Origin of the sequence: Roseovarius pacificus (assembly GCF_900142665.1) — a bacterium.
GTDB lineage: Bacteria > Pseudomonadota > Alphaproteobacteria > Rhodobacterales > Rhodobacteraceae > Roseovarius > Roseovarius pacificus.
In genome coordinates, this window is record NZ_FRBR01000001.1 from 1075240 (window position 1) to 1091778 (window position 16539).

At 60.3% G+C, this 16539-nt stretch carries 14 protein-coding genes and 1 pseudogene; 9 read left to right on the top strand and 6 right to left on the bottom strand.

Going from position 1 to position 16539, the window contains the following annotated elements; genetic code table 11:
- Positions 1-178: 178 nt before the first annotated feature.
- From BUB53_RS05095 to BUB53_RS05130, 8 genes are all read left to right on the top strand, one after another.
- Entirely contained in the window at positions 179-1975 is a 1797-nt protein-coding gene (locus BUB53_RS05095; RefSeq protein WP_073033440.1) for a sigma-54-dependent Fis family transcriptional regulator, read from the top strand.
- A gap of 128 nt (positions 1976-2103) precedes the next feature.
- Entirely contained in the window at positions 2104-4257 is a 2154-nt protein-coding gene (locus BUB53_RS05100) for a hydantoinase/oxoprolinase family protein (protein ID WP_229709424.1), read from the top strand.
- Between the two features lie 22 nt (positions 4258-4279).
- On the top strand, positions 4280-6589 hold the full coding sequence (locus BUB53_RS05105; protein WP_073033442.1) for a hydantoinase B/oxoprolinase family protein: 2310 nt from the start codon (positions 4280-4282) through the stop codon (positions 6587-6589).
- 61 nt (positions 6590-6650) lie between these two features.
- Complete coding sequence (locus BUB53_RS05110; RefSeq protein WP_073033444.1) at positions 6651-7154, top strand: acetone carboxylase subunit gamma; 504 nt, start codon at positions 6651-6653, stop codon at positions 7152-7154.
- Positions 7155-7354: 200 nt separating this feature from the next.
- Positions 7355-8392 carry a zinc-dependent alcohol dehydrogenase family protein gene (locus BUB53_RS05115; protein WP_073033446.1) on the top strand — a complete coding sequence of 346 codons (1038 nt, stop codon included), beginning with the start codon at positions 7355-7357 and terminating at the stop codon, positions 8390-8392.
- A 431-nt stretch (positions 8393-8823) separates the two neighbouring features.
- On the top strand, positions 8824-9093 hold the full coding sequence (locus BUB53_RS05120; protein ID WP_073033447.1) for a hypothetical protein: 270 nt from the start codon (positions 8824-8826) through the stop codon (positions 9091-9093).
- Between the two features lie 180 nt (positions 9094-9273).
- Positions 9274-10236 (top strand): bifunctional enoyl-CoA hydratase/phosphate acetyltransferase, encoded by a 963-nt coding sequence (locus BUB53_RS05125; protein ID WP_143163128.1) that lies wholly within the window; start codon positions 9274-9276, stop codon positions 10234-10236.
- The gene (locus BUB53_RS05130) at positions 10233-11411 is read left to right on the top strand and encodes an acetate/propionate family kinase (RefSeq protein ID WP_073033449.1); all 1179 of its coding nucleotides are present in this window, start codon (positions 10233-10235) and stop codon (positions 11409-11411) included. Before BUB53_RS05125 ends, BUB53_RS05130 begins: the two co-directional genes overlap by 4 nt.
- A gap of 136 nt (positions 11412-11547) precedes the next feature.
- Here the strand turns inward: BUB53_RS05130 and BUB53_RS05135 are convergent, their stop codons facing one another.
- From BUB53_RS05135 to BUB53_RS05155, 5 genes are all read right to left on the bottom strand, one after another.
- Entirely contained in the window at positions 11548-12324 is a 777-nt protein-coding gene (locus tag BUB53_RS05135; RefSeq protein WP_073033451.1) for an aminoglycoside adenylyltransferase family protein, read from the bottom strand.
- A 260-nt stretch (positions 12325-12584) separates the two neighbouring features.
- Positions 12585-13361, bottom strand: coding sequence for a 2-oxo acid dehydrogenase subunit E2 (locus BUB53_RS05140; protein WP_084728878.1), 777 nt, complete (start codon positions 13359-13361; stop codon positions 12585-12587).
- A gap of 19 nt (positions 13362-13380) precedes the next feature.
- Positions 13381-13692: a biotin/lipoyl-containing protein gene (locus tag BUB53_RS05145; RefSeq protein ID WP_073033455.1), complete on the bottom strand. Its 312-nt coding sequence runs from the start codon at positions 13690-13692 to the stop codon at positions 13381-13383.
- On the bottom strand, positions 13692-14702 hold the full coding sequence (locus BUB53_RS05150; protein ID WP_073033456.1) for an alpha-ketoacid dehydrogenase subunit beta: 1011 nt from the start codon (positions 14700-14702) through the stop codon (positions 13692-13694). Before BUB53_RS05150 ends, BUB53_RS05145 begins: the two co-directional genes overlap by 1 nt.
- 23 nt (positions 14703-14725) lie before the next feature.
- Positions 14726-15700 carry a thiamine pyrophosphate-dependent dehydrogenase E1 component subunit alpha gene (locus BUB53_RS05155; protein ID WP_073033458.1) on the bottom strand — a complete coding sequence of 325 codons (975 nt, stop codon included), beginning with the start codon at positions 15698-15700 and terminating at the stop codon, positions 14726-14728.
- Between BUB53_RS05155 and BUB53_RS23115 the strand changes: the two genes are divergently transcribed.
- On the top strand, positions 15686-15883 hold the full coding sequence (locus BUB53_RS23115; RefSeq protein ID WP_229709422.1) for a hypothetical protein: 198 nt from the start codon (positions 15686-15688) through the stop codon (positions 15881-15883). The genes BUB53_RS05155 and BUB53_RS23115 overlap by 15 nt on opposite strands.
- Before the next feature lie 2 nt (positions 15884-15885).
- Here the strand turns inward: BUB53_RS23115 and BUB53_RS23480 are convergent.
- A pseudogene (locus tag BUB53_RS23480) lies at positions 15886-16080 on the bottom strand (hypothetical protein); the annotation flags it as partial.
- Between the last annotated feature and the right edge of the window lie 459 nt (positions 16081-16539).

Below are 16539 nucleotides of genomic sequence, written 5' to 3' on the forward strand. Positions count from 1 at the left end.
CGGCGATATAGACCGATTGTCCGATATTTGGACACTTCGGGCGTCTTTCAGTTGTTATGAAGAGTTCATCAATCGAAATTGATCGATTCGCGCGCTTTATCTTGTTGAGGAGCCAAGATCAAAGCGAGAGCATATATCCGAATCGACCTCTGACGGCTGATCTTTACGGGAGGAAAGCATGGAGAGCTTCGTCAGGAAAAGGGAATGGGAGAGTTTCATGGGCATGGGGCAGATGCCTGTGGGGATGCGCCCCGATGTCATCGAAAGCTGGAAGCGTTCGGCCCAGCATCCGATTTCAGGCAGAACCAGTGCGCCTGTCCTGAACGACGAGGGCCTGGAACACCGCCGTGTCCTGTCGCGGCGCCTGAGCAAGGCGGCGCAGGGCGCGATAAACCGCTCACGGCAACTGCTGATCGACACCAACGACATTCTGCTTCTGAGCGACAGCACCGGCGTGTTGATCGATGGCGCGGGCGATCCACACACGCTGGCCCGTGCGCAGGAAACGCATCTCCATCCCGGAGGACGCTGGTCGGAGGACGAAATCGGAACCAACGCCATCGGCACCGCGCTCCATCTCGGCCGATCCACCCTGATTCAGGATGCGGAACACTTTTGCGAGGCGATCCAGTGCTGGAACTGCGCGGCGACGCCCGTCATCGAACCGGGAACGGGGCGCATCCTCGGCGTGGTGGACATTTCATGGCCCGCAGGAATCGGACAACCCAACGCCGTCGCCCTTTCGGCAGCCCTGGCATTGCAGGTCGAGACGGAATTGACCCGCATGCTCTCCCGTGAACACGAGGTCCTGCTGGAAAAGCTGCATATTCGTCGGCTCCGGCGTGGCAACGATCCGATGCTCATCCTGGACCGCGCGGGGGCAAACGTCTTTTCCACCGAGGAATTCGCCCGTTTCTGCGACGATGACGATGCCCTGCACGAATTGCGGGAGAGGATTCCCGATCTCATCGACCTGTCGCCCGAACAGATCGGGCAAACCCTGACCGACTGCATGGAGGGAACCGATCTGGAAGTGATCGCCGACCACGGGGAGGCCATCGGCATTCTGCTCTCACTCCGCCGCCCGCAAAGGCGGACGGGCAAGGGCATCGGTACGGGGCTGCGCCAGATCGGCAGCGCGGGCACCATTTCCGCGGCCCTGTGCACACAAGCCCAGAGACTGGCGGAAACGCAAATGCCCGTGCTGATCGAAGGCGAGACCGGCACCGGCAAGACGTTCCTGGCCAGGGCGATCCATCGCGCAAGCGCGCAAGGGGACGGGCCATTCGACCTGATCGACTGCGTCCAGTTGACAGAGGAAACGCTTCGCAAGGATCTCGCGGCGGGCGCCATCGGAACGAACGGCGGCGTTTTGTGTCTCAACAGTCCGGGCGCCACCGCCAAACCCGTGCAGAAACTCCTGTTCACTCTGGTCGAACAGGCGATGAACTGCGGGACGAGGATCGTCGCGTTGTCGGCCCGCTCGCTCTATGACGCGATGTGTGCCGGCGATTTCCGCAGCGATCTCTATTTCCGGATCGCCGGCGCACGCCTTCATATCCCGCCGTTGCGCGAACGGGACGAAGAGATCGAGCCGCTTCTGCGCCAGATCGCCCAGATCCACGCGGCCGAAGCCAGACGACGGGAATTGCGATTTACCTCGGGGGCGATGACCGCCCTGAAACGATACAACTGGCCGGGCAACCTGATCGAGATGCGCAATCTGGTGGCGTCGCTCGACGCCCTGTCCCCTACAGGGCTGATCGACGAACGCAGCCTGCCACCGGAATTCCAGAAACCTGCCCCACGAACCCGCGCCGAAACGTTGCGCGATATCGAACGGGCCGAGATTCAAGGCGCGATAGAGGCCGAGAACGGCAACCTTTCGCGAGTCGCACGCCGCCTGGGCATCGCGCGTTCCACGCTTTACCTCAAGCTGGACAGCTACGGAATTTCCCGACAGCGCAAACCCTGACTTCGCGTCCGCGGCATGTCCGTCGGGCCGGACGAAAACCGGACATCCCAGGACCGGGCGGCATGTGCATCCTCCCTCTTACGGTCGCGCCCATTCCGGGCCGGCCATCGCAAAGGGAGGAGTTTTTCGTGCCACTGGACAAGAAAAACAGCCGTTCCGTGCAGGTGCTTGGCATCGACGCGGGCGGCACGATGACCGACACGTTCTTCGTCGACGCCGACGGGGAATTCGTGGTCGGAAAGGCGCAATCGACGCCGGACAACGAAGCCCGCGGGCTGATCGAATCGAGCCGCGAAGGGCTGGAGCACTGGGGCCTGTCGCTGGAGGAGGCCCTGGGGTCGATCCAGACCGGGGTCTATTCCGGCACCGCCATGCTGAACCGGGTGGTGCAGCGCAAGGGGCTGAAGACAGGGCTTATCGTCAATGCGGGGATGGAGGATTTTCACCGCATGGGCCGGGCCATTCAGGCCTATCTGGGCTTTGCCTACGAAGACCGCATCCATCTCAACACCCACTACTATGACGATCCGCTGGTGCCGCGCCACCTGACGCGCGGCGTAATGGAGCGGGTCGACATGTTCGGGAGCGTGGTCATCCCGCTGCGTGAGGAGACGGCACGCACAGCTGCGCGGGAACTGATCGCGCAGGATGTCGAGGGCATCGTGATCTCGCTCCTGCACAGCTACAAAAACCCCGGACACGAGCGCCGGGTGCGCGATATCGTGTCCGAGGAAATCGAGAAGGCGGGCAAGAACATCCCGATTTTCGCCTCGACCGATTACTACCCGGTGCGCAAGGAAACGCACCGCACCAACACCACCGTGCTGGAGGCTTTCGCCGCTGAACCGTCTCGTCAGACGCTCAGGAAGATTTCGACGGAATTCAAGGAAAACGGCTCGAAATTCGACTTCCGGGTGATGGCCACGCATGGCGGCACAATCAGTTGGAAGGCCAAGGAACTGGCGCGCACCATCGTCTCCGGCCCGATCGGCGGCGTAATCGGCGCAAAATACCTGGGCGAAGTGCTGGGATACAAGAATATCGCCTGCTCGGATATCGGCGGTACATCCTTCGACGTGGCGCTGATCACGCAGGGCGAACTGGCGATCCAGAACGATCCGGACATGGCCCGCCTCGTGCTGTCGCTACCGCTGGTCGGGCTCGACTCGGTGGGCGCCGGTGCGGGGTCTTTCATTCGGCTCGATCCCTATACCAAGGCGATCAAGCTCGGGCCGGATTCGGCGGGCTACCGCGTGGGGGTCTGTTGGGCCGAGAGCGGAATCGACACGGTCACGATCTCCGATTGCCACGTCATCCTTGGCTATCTCAATCCCGACAATTTCCTTGGCGGCCAGGTCAAGCTCGACCGGCAGCGCGCCTATGACGCCATGAAGGAACAGGTCGCGGACCCGCTCGGGTTGACCGTCGAGGAAGCGGCCGCCGGGGTAATCGAACTGCTCGACAGCGACCTGCGGGACTATCTGAGATCGATGATATCGGGCAAGGGCTACAGCCCGTCCTCCTTCACCTGCTTCTCGTATGGCGGGGCCGGTCCCGTGCATACCTACGGCTATACCGAAGGACTGGGCTTCGAGGACGTGATCGTGCCGGCCTGGGCCGCGGGCTTCTCTGCTTTCGGCTGCGCGGCAGCGGATTTCGAATACCGCTACGACAAGTCGCTGGACGTGAACATCGCCGAAGAGGCCTCGGACGACGCCAAGGAGATCGAGGCGAAAATCCTCGACGAGGCCTGGCACGAACTGGCCGAGCGGGTGCTCGAAGAGTTCGAACTCAATGGCTACAGCCGCGACCAGGTGCAGTTGCAGCCCGGCTACCGGATGCAGTATCGCGGCCAGCTCAACGACCTCGAAATCGAAAGCCCTATCGCCTCGGCGACGAGCGCGGCGGACTGGGACAAGCTGGTCGAGACCTTCAACGACACCTATGGCCGTGTCTACGCCGCCTCGGCACGTTCGCCCGAACTGGGCTATTCGGTCACCGGCGCGATCATGCGTGGCACCGTGCCGATCCCCAAGCCTAGGATTCCCAAAGAGGACGAAGGCAGCCCGACGCCGCCCGAAGACGCCCGGCTCGGCACACGGCAATTCTACCGCAAGGGCAAATGGGTCGACGCGCAGCTTTTCCAGATGGAAAGCCTGTTGCCCGGCAACCGGATCACCGGCCCCGCAATCATCGAATCCGACGCCACGACCTTCGTCGTGCCGGGCGGGTTTGAAACCTGGCTCGACGGTCACCGGCTGTTCCACCTGAAAGAAGTGTAACGGCCAAGGGAGGAGAAAAACCATGAACATGCAAAGTGAAATCAAGGGGATTGTCCGTGGCGGACAAACGCTCAAGCAGCACCGCGACGAAATCCTCGGCAAGACGAAACAAACCGGCCACTATGCCGGTCTCACGAAACGGGCACTGCACGACGAAAGCCCGATCCTTTACAACAAGCTTTTCTCTCGGCTTCGCGCCGGGGTGGTGGACGCGCGGGAAACCGCGAAGAAGATCGCCGCCTCACCGATCGTCGAACAGGAAGGGGAGCTGTGTTTCACCCTCTACAACGCGGCGGGCGATGCGATCCTGACCTCTACGGGCATCATCATCCACGTGGGGACGATGGGCGCCGCGATCAAATACATGATCGAGAACGACTGGGAGAGCAATCCCGGCATCAAGGACAAGGATATCTTCTGCAACAACGACAGCCTGATCGGCAATGTCCATCCTTGCGATATCCACACCATCGTGCCGATCTTCCACCAGGGTGAACTGATTGGCTGGGTCGGTGGCGTCACCCACGTGATCGACACCGGCGCCGTGGGCCCGGGCTCCATGACCACGGGACAGGTGCAGCGTTTCGGTGACGGCTATTCGGTAACCTGCCGCAAGATCGGCGAAAATGACACGCTGATGCGCGACTGGCTGCACGAAAGCCAGCGGTCGGTGCGCACCACGCGCTACTGGATGCTCGACGAGCGCACGCGAGTCGCCGGTTGCCACATGATCCGCAAGCTGGTGCAGGACGTGATCGCCGAAGAAGGGATCGAAGCCTACTGGAAGTTCGCCTACGAATCGATCGAACACGGCCGGATCGGGCTTCAGAACCGGATCAAGGCGATGACCATTCCCGGCACCTATCGCCAGGTCGGTTTCGTGGATGTGCCCTATAACCATGACGACGTGCGCGTGCCTTCCGATTTTGCCAAGGTCGATACGATCATGCACACGCCGTCCGAAATGACGATCCGGCCGGACGGCACATGGCGGCTCGATTTCGAGGGCTCCAGCCGGTGGGGCTGGCACACCTACAATGCCCATTCGGTAAGCTTCACCTCCGGCATCTGGGTGATGATGACGCAAACACTCATCCCCACCGAGATGATCAACGACGGCGCCGCCTACGGCACCGAGTTCCGCCTGCCGAAAGGCACCTGGATGAACCCCGACGACCGGCGTGTCGCCTTCGCCTACAGCTGGCACTTCCTTGTCAGTTCGTGGACGGCGCTTTGGCGCGGGCTTTCCCGTTCCTATTTCGGTCGCGGTTATCTGGAAGAGGTCAACGCCGGCAACGCCAATACTTCGAACTGGTTGCAGGGCGGCGGTTTCAACCAGTACGACGAAATCCATGCCGTGAACTCGTTCGAGTGCGCAGCCAACGGGGTGGGCGCGTCGGCCATCGCCGACGGGATCAGCCATGCCGCCGCCATCTGGAACCCAGAAGGCGATATGGGCGACATGGAAATCTGGGAACTGGCCGAGCCGCTGGTCTATCTCGGGCGCCAGATCAAGGCCAACTCGGGCGGTGCGGGTAAGTATCGCGGCGGCTGCGGTTTTGAAAGCCTGCGCATGGTCTGGAATGCCAAGGACTGGACGATGTTCTTCATGGGCAACGGCCATATCTCTTCGGATTGGGGCCTGATGGGCGGTTATCCGGCGGCATCGGGTTATCGCTTCGCGGCGCATGATACCGGGCTGAAGGAAAAGATCGCGAACGGCGATCCGATCCCCTTTGGCGGTGACAGCGATCCGCAGAATCCGGTCTATGAGACCATGCTCGACGGCGCGCGGATCAAGCGCGACAAGCAAGCCATCACCACCGAAGAGATGTTCGAGGACTACGATCTCTACCTGAACTACATGCGCGGCGGTCCGGGCTTCGGCGATCCCCTGGATCGCGAACCGCAGACCGTGGCCGACGACGTGAACGGCGGATACCTGTTGGAACGCTTCGCGGCACTGGTCTACGGGGTCGCGCTGGAGAAAGGAGCGGACGGACAGTTCACCGCGGACGAGGCCGCAACCGAGGCGCTGCGGGCGAATATCCGCAAAGAGCGACTCGCCAAGGCCCAGCCCACGCGCACGTGGATGGCGAAAGAACGCGAACGTATCCTCGCCAAGGACGCCGGAACCCAGGTTCAGCAGATGTACGCCGCGAGCTTCAAGCTGGGGCCGAAATGGGCGGAGGGCTTCCGCGAGTTCTGGGATCTGCCCGAGGACTGGCAACTCAACGAGGCGGATCTTCCGATTCCTTCCTACGGGCGTGAGTACTCGATGGATCTTGCCGATCTTCCCGATGTGAAAACCGTCAAGTTCGTCGAGGAATGACCCCAGGGGCGCCGCAACGGTCCCCCCAATGCGGCGCCCTGCAAAATTCAGGAGAAAACCAATGGCTTACACGAAAGCGAAAATCAAAGATCTGGTCGACGGCAAGATCGACCGCGACACGCTGCACACGATGCTGTCCACGCCCAAGGATGCGGACCGCTTCGTCAAATACATCGAAATCCTCCAGGAACAGGTGCCGTGGGACGACCGGATCGTCCTGCCGCTGGGGCCGAAGCTCTATATCGTGCAACGCGCATCCGACAAGAAATGGGTGGTCAAATCCCATGCCGGTCACGAATTCTGCGACTGGCGCGAGAACTGGAAACTCCATGCCGTGATGCGCGTGCGCGAAAGCGCCGAGGAGATGGAGGAACTCTATCCCCGCCTGATGGCGCCGAGTTCGGACTGGCAGGTGATCCGCGAGTATTACTGCCCGAAATCGGGCGACCTGCTGGACGTGGAGGCGCCGACGCCCTGGTACCCGGTGATCCATGATTTCGAACCGGATATCGACGCCTTCTATACCGAATGGCTGGGATTGGAGATTCCCGAGCGCGCGGCCTGATTTCGCATCGAACATCCGGTCCCGTAACGAGGCCGTGCGCTTTCCGGCGCGCGGCCTCTCCTGTCTCCGGCGGTGTTCCGGAACGCATCTTCTGCAAGCCCAAAAGCGTCCGAAAACCGGACAGGCGGACACTGCCTTCATGCGCTAGACTCCCGTTCGGGACCATACGCGGCGCCCCGGAGACAAAGGGAGACACCCCCATGAAAGCACTGGTTTACAACGGACCCGGCGAGAAAGACTGGGTTGAAAAGGACAAGCCCGAAATCGAGAAGCCCACGGATGTGATCGTCAAGGTGACCAAGACCACGATCTGCGGCACCGACCTGCACATTCTCAAGGGGGACGTACCTGCCGTAACGCCCGGTCGCACGCTCGGCCATGAAGGCGTCGGCGTGGTCGAGGCGGTTGGCCCGGCGGTGCAGAATTTCAAGCCGGGCGATCCAGTTCTGATCTCCTGCGTCACGTCCTGCGGCAAATGCGCGAACTGCAAACGCCAGCTCTATGCCCATTGCGCGGATGGCGGCTGGATTCTCGGCCACCTGATCGACGGAACCCAGGCCGAATACGTGCGCATCCCTCACGGCGACAACTCGCTCTACCCGATCCCGGAAGGGGCCGACGAGGAGGCATTGGTGATGCTTTCCGACATCATGCCAACCGGGCTTGAGATCGGAGTGCAATACGGCAAGGTCAAACCGGGCGACACCATCGCGATCATCGGCGCGGGGCCGGTCGGCATGTCGGTGCTTCTGACCGCTCAATTCTATTCACCGGGCCGTATCGTCATGATCGACATGGACCCGGCGCGGCTTGAACTTGCCAGGCAATTCGGCGCCACGGACACGATTCAGGTCGGCACCGACGACCCGGTCGAAAACATCATGGCGATGACCGATGGTGTGGGTGTCGATGTCGCGATCGAGGCAGTCGGCGTGCCCGCAACCTTCGATATCTGCCAGAAAATCATCTCGGCCGGCGGCAACATCGCCAACGTCGGGGTGCACGGCACGCCGGTGGAATTGCATATCGAGGAACTCTGGATCAAGAACATCAATATTTCCATGGGCCTGGTCAGCACCAACACCACGCCGATGCTGCTGAAGACACTGAATTCCGGCAAGGTAAACCCGGCAAAGCTGGTGACGCACAGGTTCAAGCTCGACAAGATTCTCGACGCCTACGAGGTCTTCGGCAATGCCGCGCGTGAAAAGGCGATGAAGATCATTCTCAACGCCTGACCCATAGCCGCAAGACGAGCCGGGGAAAATCTCCGCCGGCTCGTCTCGATGCGCATGCGAACGCGCGCCCCGGTCGGGAAACGAACGCAGCGCGCGCCCTCATCCCGGCCAAATCGACAGCCTCGGCCGTACATTCAATGAGTACTGTCGAAGCGCATGATCGAAAACCGGGTATTGGGCGGCCTGGGTTCCATCGGGTGCCACCCATTTGAACGACCTCTGGTTCTCCAGATCGGCTCCCGGCTGGTAAACTGTGAGACCAGATCGGAATGGACGATGACCTGGCCAGTGTGGACCTTCGCCGCAAAACGGCCATCGGCAGTCTCATCGCAGGATATGCGAACACCACTGGTAACATGTGGTCAATTGGGATTGTCCGGCGAGATCGCGGCTATTTTTCCGTAAGGCACTTGCAGGATTAACGGTCGTTAATGCCTGCCGCAGCGCAGCATGAGATCCTTGTGCCAGCTGCACCCACCGGGCCCGAAAAGGATTCGGACGAATGGAACATAAACATTCGGGACGAAAAGCATGCGGCTTTGGTCACAGGAGGCATTCAGGAATTGGGAACAGCAGCGCCCCATAGTCTTGCGGACTTGGGCATGAACGTCGCCGTGATGCATTTGGGCGGTGGTGACAGCGCCGATGCGTTCGACACCGAAACCGGTATGCCTGTCTTTGAATGGGGTGTCGCCGATTGAGACACGTGCAAAGATGGCGTGGCCCGGGTCGGGGAATCACTCGGCGCTATCGGCATTGCGGTGGTCGGAGCAATCCTCAGGACAGGTTAAACCGCCCAATATGGACGGCAAGTCAGAGCGCTTGCCCCCAACGCAAGCCCGCAACGGGCACCTATGGTTTTCAGCGTCAGGAGCAACAGCATGGAAGGCGACAACATGAAAGAAAGTCGAAGCGGAGATCGTATCGACCGATTTGCCAGGCTGGAGGACATTGCCCGCAGCGCAGGGCCTATTACCATGGGAATCGTGTATCCGACCGACGCGACCAGCCTGAGCGGCGCATTGGCGGCGGCAGAGGCAGGGCTTATCCATCCTGTTCTGATCGGCCCATCGGAAGATATCCGCAAGGTTGCACTGGACGCGGGTTTCGACATCGAAAAACTGCCGGTGGAGGAAGCAAAGACACCATTAGAGGCCGCGAAGAAAGCGGTCGACCTCGCACGCGAGGGCAAGGTCGATGCGCTGATGAAGGGGGCTCTGCATACCGATGATCTGATGCATCCCGTTGTCGCCAATACCGCGATGCGGACAGATCGGCGGATCAGCCATGTCTTTGCAATGGATGTACCGAGTTACGAGCGGCTTTTGTTCATCTCGGACGCCGCGATCAACGTGCGCCCCAACCTTGGCGAATTGCGTGATATCACCTGCAACGCGATCGACCTTGCACATGCACTGGGCACGGAGCGCCCGAAAGTCGCGCTTCTGTCCTGTACCGAGAATGTGTCGGAAAAGATCGAATCCACTGTCTTTGCGGCGGCAATTTGCAAGATGGCCGACCGGGGGACGATTACCGGTGCCGATATTGACGGGCCATTGGCCATGGATAATGCAGTTTCGCCCGAGGCGGCGAAGATCAAGGGAATCACATCGTCGGTGGCGGGTCACGCGGACATCCTGATCGTGCCTGATCTGATCTCGGGCAATATTCTGGCCAAGGATCTGGACTATCTCGCCGGGGCCGATGCAGCGGGAATCGTGATGGGCGCAGCAGTGCCGATCGCGCTGACCAGCCGGGCAGATGGTGAAGTCGAGCGCCGTGCGTCGGCTGCCCTGGCATGCCTTGTGGCAGCCTGGAAGAAACGCGGGAGGAATACCCCATGAGCGATCGGATTGTCGTTACGTTCAACGCGGGCTCATCCAGCCTGCGCTGTGGTGTATACCATGTGCGAGAGACCGGGCCCGAGCCGTTTCTGTCGTTGAGTATCCGCGGGCTGCCTCGGCGCATGATTTTGCAGACCATGGACCACACGAACAATACATCCGACGAAACCGAAATCGACGAACCGGGCGACAGACCTCACGAAACGGCCTTCTCCGTGGTGATGGCGCAGTTGCAGGAGCGGGTGGATTTAACGCGTATCAAGGCGTTTTCCCATAGGGTCGTTCATGGCGGTCAGGAATTCGATACTCCTGTCAGGGTCACACTGGAGAATCTGGATCGTCTGGACACGCTGTCACCCCTTGCCCCCAGTCATCAGCCGCACAATCTGCGGCCGATCCGCGAGCTGGCCAAGCGCCACCCTGATATCCCGCAGATCGCCTGTTTCGACACTGCATTTCACCGTCATCAACCGACGTTGGCACAGCTCTATGCGCTGCCGCGCGATCTGTGCGAGGATGGCATCATCCGGTTCGGATTTCACGGACTGTCTTACGAATACATCGCCGAAAAGCTTGCAGAAGATTACCCGCAGCTGGCCAAAGGCCGCGTCATCGTCGCTCATCTGGGCCATGGGGTCAGCCTGTGCGCCATGCAAGCGTGCCGCAGCATCGCCACGACTATGGGCCTGACCGCCCTTGATGGCATGCCGATGGGGCAAAGGTGCGGCGCGCTCGATCCCGGTGTGGTGCTGCATCTGATCCTCGACAGGAAATATGCCGCAGAGGAGGTGAAAGATATGCTGTACGAATACTCGGGCCTTCTGGGTGTATCGGGCATCAGCGGGGAAATGAACGATCTGCTCGACTCGGACGCGCCAGCCGCAGCAGAAGCGGTTTCGCTCTTCGTCTACCGGTTCCAGCGCGAGGTGGGATCGCTGACCGCCGCTCTGGGTGGGCTTGACGGTCTGGTCCTCACCGGTGGTATGAGCGAGCATATTCCCGCACTGCGGGAGTTGCTTTGCAGATCGCTGGAATGGCAGGGCGGAACCCTCGACGCGACCGCAAACAAGAACGGTGGGCCGCAAATTTCCACCGGCGAGAGTTCCTTTCAAATCCTGAACCTGCCGACGAATGAGGAACTGATCCTGGCAAAATCGGCCGTCGGCCCGCTGTGATATGCATCGCTGCGTGTCGATAATCAGGGCATTTGCCCTTTGGGTGCCGCTGCACCCCGGCTCGGTTTGCCCGCCGCCAGAGGGCAAACACCCGATCTGCGCCCGCCGCGCATAACCGGGGAGGACCACATTCTGGCTATAGCAAGTCGGTGACGTATTCGCCCATGTGCCCTGCCAACTTCTGGGCAGCGTCACTCTGGCTACTCCAATCGTCGGTGACCTCACCGAGATACGCCCGTCGCGCATGCTCCAGTGTCATGGCATCCGGGCCCGAGAGCCGCGGAATCGCCCACGTGGCGGCGGCGTCCTTCGTGATGAATTTCCCCGTACTGGCCGTGTGCCACATCCGCGCAAGCGTCAGCAGAACATTCCGCTCGTCTCCATGCAATCCATTCAGCAAATCCGGAAGTGCATCGCGCATGGCCTGACGGACATGCTCCGGCGAAACTTCTGTCAGCAGTTCATCCCCTGGTGGTCCGAGCAAGGGAATGGCCTCCTCACGGGCCTGTGCTATAACCAGTGAATACTCGGGATCACGTTCGGGTATCGGGCTTTCACCGGCCTCGAAAGCGTCCCGCAACCATTCTCCATAGACGAATTCGGCCCGCGCCGGGTAATCGCCGCGAACAAGTTCAGACTGGCAAAACACCACGACCTCAAGGCAACGGGGGCCTCCGGGTACGGCAGGGTGGCGTCCGGAAAGACGCAGCAAGTCCATCAACAGACCATTGCGCTGGCTTTCGGTCAGCTCGGAGTCAACCACTACCAGCAGATCAATGTCGCTCTGCGGCTGGAGTCCGCCGGACACTGCCGATCCGTGCAGATATACACCGAGCAGCGCATCGCCGAAAATGCGGTGCAGAATTGCCGACGCCGACCGTATCTGTTCGTTTTGATAAGGTGCCGTCTGCATGATGTACCTCTAACAGACATAGCTTATCGTCGGAAGGTAGCTTTGTTCCTGCGGCGTCCGGGTTGACGTGTTCCAAAATCCGGCGCGGAAATCTATGGCGCTTGCAGGTGACTGACGATGTCCGCATTGCTTCCGGCTACGCCCATGCTGAAACGCGTTCAGCCGGTACTGGATTAGCGTGACAATACCGTTGCAGGAATTCATCGTCATCGTCGTCCCCATTCGGGGATCATGTATTGAGCGATGTCTGGATCAGATCATCAACCGGGCGCACCGTTGTTATCTCCGGGCAATTCGAGAAGACGATTTCGCAACGCCTCCATGAAGCGCCCGGCGGCCGCCCCATCAATTACGCGATGGTCGTATGACAACGAAAGAGGAAGCATGAGGCGCGGGAGAACCTTGTCGCCGTCTTGCACCATGGGGCGCATTTGCGCCCGTGCCACGCCGAGTATGGCAACCTCAGGGGCGTTTATGATCGGCGCGAAACCGGTGCCGCCAAGCTTGCCAAGACTGGTCACCGTAAAGCTTGCGCCCTCGATGTCATCATTCCTCAACTTTCCATTGCGAGCACGTTCCGCAAGCGCCCCGATACCGCTTGCAATACTTTCCAGGCCCATGTCCTGGACATTGTGCAAGACCGGCACAAGCAATCCGGCCTCCGTATCCACCGCAATTCCGATATTGCGATATACCTTGCGATAGAGTGTCTTGCCGTCCGCCGCGAGCGAAGCATTGAAATCCGGAAATGCGCCCAAGGTATCCGAAACGGCTTCGACTATTACGGCCAACAGCGACAGGCGCGGCGTATCCACGCCACCCGCGCTGTTGGCGTCGTCGAGGTATGCATCCAGATCGGTGATATCGACGTCGTCGAAATGGGTGACATGTGGCACCTCCAGCCAACTGGCGGTAAGCCGCCGGGCCATGACCTGATGCAAGCCGTCTATCGAGTGCTCTTCGACATCGCCAAACAGCGTATAGTCATAGGTTTGCACCGACGGCATAACGCGATTGTCAGACTCTGCTTGTGACATCTTATTTCCCTCTCCGGCATCAACTCATCTGTTCTGGCTCGAACCCGGAGATGAAGGCCTCAACCTCATCATCCGGCACATCCTCGTCCGCCATGACACCGATCAGTTCGCCCACGGGCAGTGTCGCGCCTTCCTCGGCCACCTTGCGCCGCAGAACGCCCCCGACAGGGGCCTCCAGCGCGTTGGTGATCTTGTCGGTTTCGATATCGGCGACTTCGTCACCCTTTGATAGCCTGTCGCCCTCAGCGACCGACCATTTCGCCACCTTGCCTTCTTTCATCGTCAGCCCGAATTTCGGCATCGTCAGTGCCCTGATCATGTCTCCAGCCATCATTTACCTCCCGTGACGGATTTTACGGCCTCGACGATTTTCTCGGGGCTCGGGATATGGGCCTGCTCCAGATTCGGAGCAAAGGGCACATGATTGTGTTGTGGCGTCACCCGACGGATCGGCGCCTTGAGCGTGTGAAACCCCTGTTCCGATATGATTGCCGAAATGTCCGAAGCCAGCCCGCAACGTGGCAGGGATTCGTCCACGATCACCAGACGTCCGGTCTTCTTGACCGATTTCAGAATGGCATCGCTGTCCAGCGGCGATGCCGTGCGCGGGTCAAGCAATTCGCATTCAACGCCGTCTTGCGCCAGCTCTTCGGCGGCCTTCTCAGCGAATTGCACCATGCGCCCCAGGGCCACGACCGTGGCATCCTTACCTTCGCGCACGACACGCGCCTCGCCGAACGGAACGGTGTATTCCCCGTCCGGCACCTCGCCCTTGTCACCCGACATCGCCTGATGTTCGAAGAAGATCACCGGATCGTCATCGCGGATCGCCGAAATCATCAGGCCCTTGGCCTCGTATGGTGTTGACGGAACAACGACCTTGAGGCCTGGCACATGCGTGAAGATTGGATAGTAGCAATCGCTGTGCTGACTGGCAGCCCCGGTACCCGCGCCGTACAGGGTGCGGATCACACAGGGCGTCTTGGTCTTGCCGCCGAACATATAACGGAACTTGGCCATCTGGTTGAATAGCGCGTCCCCCGCAACACCGAAGAAGGTAACGAACATCAACTGCGCCACCGGGCGCAGGCCGGTGACCGCCGCCCCCGCCGCCGCTCCGATAAAGGCGCTTTCGCTGATCGGTGTGTCAAACACCCTGTCGGGACCAAATTCGGTGTAAAGCCCCGCTGTGGCCCCCAGAACACCGCCCCAGGCATCCTGCTGACCGCCGGCTCCTTTGCCGCCGGCAATATCCTCACCCAGCAGGATGACGTTCTCATCGCGCTTCATCTCGTTGCGCATGGCAGCGTTCAGCGCCTCGCGAAAGGTTATCACTGGCATATCGTTTCTCCTCCGAATGGATTTCAGTATGAGACGTAGACGTCAGTCGTCAGCGTCGACAGATCGGGCGCAGGGGCCTCACGCGCTTCATCGACGGCTTCGTCGATCAGACTGGCGACTTCGTCGTCGATCCGGTTCAGGGCGTCCTCGGACAGGATCTCGCCCTGAAGAACGCGCGCCCGGAAAAGATTCAGGGGGTCCAGATACTTGCGTTCATCCCGCACTTCGTTCTTGGGGCGATAGGTCGTCGCGTCCCCCTCGAAATGGCCGTAATAGCGTAGAAAATCGATATGGATGAACCTTGGCCCACCCCCGTCGCGAATGGCCTTGATCGCCTCTCCTGCCGCGTGGGTGACGGCAAAAAAATCCCGCCCATCCACCTTTTCCCCCCGGATACCGAAGCCAGCAGCGCGCTGCACGGGATCTCCGCCGCCGATCGACCAGCTACTTGCGGTCGATTCCGCATAACCGTTGTCTTCAAGGACGAAGAGAACCGGAAGATCATAAACGCGAGCGAAGTTCATCGCTTCAAGTGTCATGCCCTGATTGAACGCCCCATCGCCAAAAAAGGACACTGCGACGCCGCCGGTCTTCTTGACTTTGGCGGTCAGGGCAGCCCCGCAGGACAGCGATGTGCCGCCTCCCACGATGCCGTTGGCCCCCAGCATGCCGATGCTGACATCGGCAATATGCATGGACCCGCCCTTGGCATTGCACAACCCGCCCTTGCGTCCATAGATTTCCTTCATCATCGCCTTGACATCGCAGCCAACCGCGATCGAATGACCATGCCCGCGATGGGTGCTGGCGACGGTGTCCGTCTCATCCGCATGCAGATGTCGGATCACGCCTGCGGCGGATGCTTCCTCGCCCGCATATAGATGAACGAAGCCCGGAATTTGTCCGGTCGCGAATTCATCATGCAAACGATCCTCGAACATCCGGATCGTGCGCATGCAGCGATAGGCATCCAGCAACTGTTCTTGATCGAGATCCATTTTCTTTCCTCCTCAGGTTTTCTTCAGCAGATGTCAGCCATTCCTTTCGGCCAGGAAGTCACAGGCGCGCAGGGCCTCGTCTCCGCAAGCGGATGGCGGCCCGCCTCCCTCCCGATTGCGCCGCCGATCATCCTGGAAACGTCCTTGCGGGTGGCGCCTGCCTCGCGCATTGCGCTGACGTGATGGGCAATGCACCCGCAGCAGCCCACCGCAATGGCAATGCCCAAAGCAATCAATTCCCCGGGCCTGACAGAGAGTTCTCCCCTTGTGGCACCGGTCCGCACAAGCACGGTGAAACGGTCTGCCGGGCCCGGCACGTCGCACCCCGGATCAGAGAGTTCTGCATATTGGCATTCGGCGATTTTCGGATAGCCCGCCATGATAGCGACCCTTCATACATCAGGCGCAATTCTACGGGTTGCGTGGGTGGCGTTCATTAACCACTGTTAAGAGCCTTGAAATTGGGCGAACGCAGTCTGCTTACGGTCGGCAAGGAAGATCCCACTTCACAATCCGGCATGGGCCATTGCCAGAACGATGTGCGCCGCATCTCCGGCCAAAGCGCGGTGTCCGCAGATCGTCAGATGGAAAAATGTCCGCAAAAGACAGCCTGATCGCCCCCACAATCCGGACCTCCACTTGCCGCGCAGGACGGAGGCTATGTGGGGCGCACGCTTTGCGCGTGTCTGTATCCAAAAGCGGATAAACCCCGAAAACTACGGTGCCACCGAGTGTTCAATTCCTGAATGACGCCAGCCACCAGTGCAACTCACCTGTCATCCGACATCTATCGTCTCATCGTGCAAATCGGGTCGAGCCAAGGAGGCGAGATTTCATTA

Coding starts and splice junctions, on each gene's coding strand:
- BUB53_RS05095 (WP_073033440.1), top strand. CDS start 179: ATGGAGAGCTTCGTCAGGAAAAGGGAATGGGAGAGTTTCATGGGCATG.
- BUB53_RS05105 (WP_073033442.1), top strand. CDS start 4,280: ATGAACATGCAAAGTGAAATCAAGGGGATTGTCCGTGGCGGACAAACG.
- BUB53_RS05110 (WP_073033444.1), top strand. CDS start 6,651: ATGGCTTACACGAAAGCGAAAATCAAAGATCTGGTCGACGGCAAGATC.
- BUB53_RS05115 (WP_073033446.1), top strand. CDS start 7,355: ATGAAAGCACTGGTTTACAACGGACCCGGCGAGAAAGACTGGGTTGAA.
- BUB53_RS05120 (WP_073033447.1), top strand. CDS start 8,824: ATGCCTGCCGCAGCGCAGCATGAGATCCTTGTGCCAGCTGCACCCACC.
- BUB53_RS05125 (WP_143163128.1), top strand. CDS start 9,274: ATGGAAGGCGACAACATGAAAGAAAGTCGAAGCGGAGATCGTATCGAC.
- BUB53_RS05130 (WP_073033449.1), top strand. CDS start 10,233: ATGAGCGATCGGATTGTCGTTACGTTCAACGCGGGCTCATCCAGCCTG.
- BUB53_RS05135 (WP_073033451.1), bottom strand. CDS start 12,324: ATGCAGACGGCACCTTATCAAAACGAACAGATACGGTCGGCGTCGGCA.
- BUB53_RS05140 (WP_084728878.1), bottom strand. CDS start 13,361: ATGTCACAAGCAGAGTCTGACAATCGCGTTATGCCGTCGGTGCAAACC.
- BUB53_RS05145 (WP_073033455.1), bottom strand. CDS start 13,692: ATGGCTGGAGACATGATCAGGGCACTGACGATGCCGAAATTCGGGCTG.
- BUB53_RS05150 (WP_073033456.1), bottom strand. CDS start 14,702: ATGCCAGTGATAACCTTTCGCGAGGCGCTGAACGCTGCCATGCGCAAC.
- BUB53_RS05155 (WP_073033458.1), bottom strand. CDS start 15,700: ATGGATCTCGATCAAGAACAGTTGCTGGATGCCTATCGCTGCATGCGC.